Consider the following 3,281-nt stretch of genomic DNA (forward strand, 5'->3'; position numbering starts at 1 on the left):
CACCAAGGCACAGCCCACCTGGTCGCCGGCATACATCACCAACTCCACGTACGCCTTACGGCCCCGCCGGCGGCCCGGCGCAGGGTCTCCGGGGCCGGGGCGGCGCCGGTCGGCTCCGGGCCGAGCCCGACGGCGGCGACCACCGGGGCGGTCACGGTGCCCAGCGTGGCCAGCTTGATCACCTCGCCGGGGGCACCGGTCGCGCCGAGCAGGGCCAGCGTCTCGGTCAGCCTGCCGTCGAAGGCGGCGGCGATGCTCTCCGCGCCGCTGGCCAGCAGCAGGGTCCCGGCCAGGCCGGCGGTGGCGTCCTGCTCTCCGGTCTGGCTGTGCAGGCCGATCACGATCGCGTCGACGGCGAGCTCGGCGGGGTCGGTGTCGACCAGGCTCAGGGTGGTGCTGGGCGATGTCACTGAAGCTACTCCGGGCGGGCCGGGCCGGTCGCGGCGTCGCGTACCGGCGATGGAGGTCTCCGGCGGAACGTACCCGCCGGAGGTCGGGGCTGTCCCGCCGACGGCTCCGACGGGTCCCGCCGATGCTAACCAGCCGTCCAGCTCCCGGTAAGTTCCCACCCATGACCGACGTGACCTCCGCCGCCGCCGCGACCCGGCTGCGCCGTTCTCCGCTGCACGAGCGGCACACCGCTCGCGGCGCCAAGTTCGCCCCGTTCGGTGGCTGGGAGATGCCGCTGGAGTACACCGGGGGCGGGGTGCTGAAGGAACACACCTCCGTGCGGACCGGGGTGGGCGTCTTCGACGTCTCCCACCTGGGCAAGGCGCGGGTGACGGGGCCGGGCGCGGCGGAGTTCGTCAACGCCTGCCTCAGCAACGACCTGGGCCGGATCGGGCCGGGGCGGGCGCAGTACACCCTCTGCTGCGACGACGCCACCGGCGGCGTGGTGGACGACATCATCGCCTACCTGCACGCCGACGACCACGTCTTCCTCATCCCGAACGCCGCGAACACCGCCGAGGTGGTGCGCCGGCTCCGCGCCGCCGCCCCGGCGTCGGTCACGGTCACCGACGAGCACGAGGCGTACGCCGTCCTCGCCGTGCAGGGCCCGCGCTCGGCCGAGCTGCTCGACGCGCTGGGCCTGCCGACCGGGCACGACTACATGAGCTTCTCCACCGCGACCCTGGCGGGCGCCGCCGGCCCGGTCGAGCTGACCGTGTGCCGCACCGGCTACACCGGGGAGCTGGGCTACGAGCTGGTGGTGCCGGCGGCCGACGCCGTCGCGGTCTGGGACGCGCTCTTCGCGGCGGGCCCCGACCTGCGCGCCTGCGGGCTGGCCGCCCGCGACACCCTGCGCACCGAGATGGGGTACCCGCTGCACGGCCAGGACCTGTCGCTGGAGATCACCCCGGTGCAGGCCCGCTCCGGCTGGGCGGTCGGCTGGGACAAGCCGGCCTTCTGGGGCCGCGACGCGCTGCTCGCCGAGAAGGCCGCCGGCCCGAGGCGTACGCTGCGCGGCCTGGAGGCGGTCGACCGGGCGATCCCGCGCCCCGGCATGGCGGTGCACGTCGGCGACGCGCAGGTCGGCACGATCACCAGCGGCACGTTCTCGCCCACCCGGAAGCAGGGCGTCGCCCTGGCGCTGCTGGACACCGCCACGAACCTCGCCGACGGCGACCTGGTGGAGGTCGACATCCGGGGCCGCCGCGCCCAGATGCGCCTCACCCGCCCCCCGTTCGTGACCCCCTCGGTCAGGTGACGCCTCCGGTCAGAGTGGGGGATCGGGGCGTTCGCCGGCGTCGAGGACGGCCTGGGTCCAACCGCCCTCGATGACGCCGGTGCCGTCGAGCACGGCCCAGTCGACGACGTCGGTGGCCTCCACGACGACCGGCGAGCCGATGCGCACGGTGGGGTCGGTGTTGGCGTCGCTGGCGCTGGCGGCCACGATCCGCTCCGGGGCGTCCCACGAGGTCACCCCGGCCCAGACGTACTCCGGGCCGTCGTCGCCGGGCAGGCCGTACTTGACCACGAGCTGGGTCTCCGGCGGGAGCTGGCCGGCGAGGAACCGGGCCCGGATGTCGCCCAGCCCGGCGCGGGCGGTGGCGACCGCCCTGCTCATCGCGTCGCCCGCCCGGGCGTAGCGCACGTCCGGCTGGATGCCGGCGAAGAGGGTGGCGCAGGCGGCGGCGTAGTAGCGGCCGTCCGGCCCCGCGTGCCCGGCCGGCGGGCGCAGGCTGAGGAACGAGTCGGCGTCGGGGTCGGTGGCCGGGTCCAGCTCCAGCCGCAGCAGCACCGGCGCCGTCGCGCCGTGCTGCTCCGGATTGCCGTACGCCACCGCGATGTCGTGCCCGGTCACCGTGGCCAGCACCGGCAGCTGCACGAACGCGGGCACCTCCTCCCCGGAGAGCCCGTCGGTCCAGTCCCGCAGCAGCCGCCGGGCGGCGCCCGTCATCACCGCGCCCCAGGCCCGGGTCAGGTGGTCCGGCACGCCCTGGGTCTGCAACTCCAGCAGCCCGAAGCGGCGCAGGCCCTTCGTGGTGAACCAGAGCCCCTCGGCGTCGGAGGAGTAGGGCACCAGCACCCAGTCGACGAGCCGGATCCGCCCCTGGGCGTCGGGCAGCGAGCGCAGCGCCGTCGCCGGGTCGAGGAACTGGAGGCCGAAGACGTCCACCACGTCACCCTCGACGGACTCGGCGACGGCGGCGGCCACCGCCCGGGCCGCCCACTCGTGGGCCGGCGGCCAGCCGGGCCGGTACTCGGCCTGCACCACGACCAGGTGGCTCGCGGCGGCCAGCCGGGCCAGTTGCGCCTCGGTGGCGCCGAACGCGGTGAGCAGGTCCGGCGGCAGCTCGGGGAACTCGGCGATCGGCCGGGTGTCCACGCTCATCAGCGGGCTGTCGAGCATGTGCCGCGCCAGCCCGTGCACCGGCTCGGCCAGCCGGCCGCTGAGCCGGGCCACGGCGGTCTTCGCGCTCACCTTCGGCAGTCCCGTCATGGGCACCAGGTAGGTCGCGCTCAGCGACTCCGGAACCGGTACGGGCAGGAAGTCGTCCGTGATGAGCATGTCGTCCCCCGGATGGCCGCGCCGGTGCTGTCGTGGGAGAACGCTACCCGGCGCGGTGTGCCCCGTTCAGCCGGACAGCACCACTCCCAGGTAGACCAGCGTGGTGACCACCTCCACGGTCGCGCCGAGCACGTCGCCGGTGACGCCGCCGAGCCGGCGTACCACGTGCCGCAGCAGCCCCACCGCGACGGCGAGGGCGGCGGCACCCGACCGACGCCCGCGCGGCGATCATCGGAATGAGCCTCTTCACCGTCGGGGAGACCTTCGT

2 protein-coding genes and 2 pseudogenes are annotated in these 3,281 nt (G+C 75.2%); 1 reads left to right on the top strand and 3 read right to left on the bottom strand.

The features are described 5' to 3' along the window. Positions 1–53: 53 nt before the first annotated feature. Positions 54–410: pseudogene (locus AB0G13_RS34380) on the bottom strand (M17 family peptidase N-terminal domain-containing protein); the annotation flags it as partial. A gap of 161 nt (positions 411–571) precedes the next feature. Between AB0G13_RS34380 and gcvT the strand changes: the two are divergent. After that, positions 572–1,708: a glycine cleavage system aminomethyltransferase GcvT gene (gcvT, locus tag AB0G13_RS34385; RefSeq protein ID WP_357883790.1), complete on the top strand. Its 1,137-nt coding sequence runs from the start codon at positions 572–574 to the stop codon at positions 1,706–1,708. A 9-nt stretch (positions 1,709–1,717) separates the two neighbouring features. On the opposite strand, the gene AB0G13_RS34390 is transcribed toward gcvT, so the two are convergent. Next, positions 1,718–3,013, bottom strand: a complete 1,296-nt coding sequence (locus AB0G13_RS34390; RefSeq protein WP_357883793.1) for a DUF2314 domain-containing protein — start codon at positions 3,011–3,013, stop codon at positions 1,718–1,720. A gap of 66 nt (positions 3,014–3,079) precedes the next feature. Next, positions 3,080–3,214, bottom strand: a pseudogene (locus AB0G13_RS34395) (adenosylcobinamide-GDP ribazoletransferase); the annotation flags it as partial. Positions 3,215–3,281 lie beyond the last annotated feature (67 nt).

It is taken from the genome of Micromonospora sp. NPDC023633 (assembly GCF_040640035.1).
In the GTDB taxonomy this organism is placed as follows: domain Bacteria; phylum Actinomycetota; class Actinomycetes; order Mycobacteriales; family Micromonosporaceae; genus Micromonospora.

Excerpts from the sequence above, each read along its gene's own strand:
- AB0G13_RS34390 (WP_357883793.1), bottom strand. The coding sequence starts at position 3,013 with ATGCTCATCACGGACGACTTCCTGCCCGTACCGGTTCCGGAGTCGCTG.
- gcvT (WP_357883790.1), top strand. The coding sequence starts at position 572 with ATGACCGACGTGACCTCCGCCGCCGCCGCGACCCGGCTGCGCCGTTCT.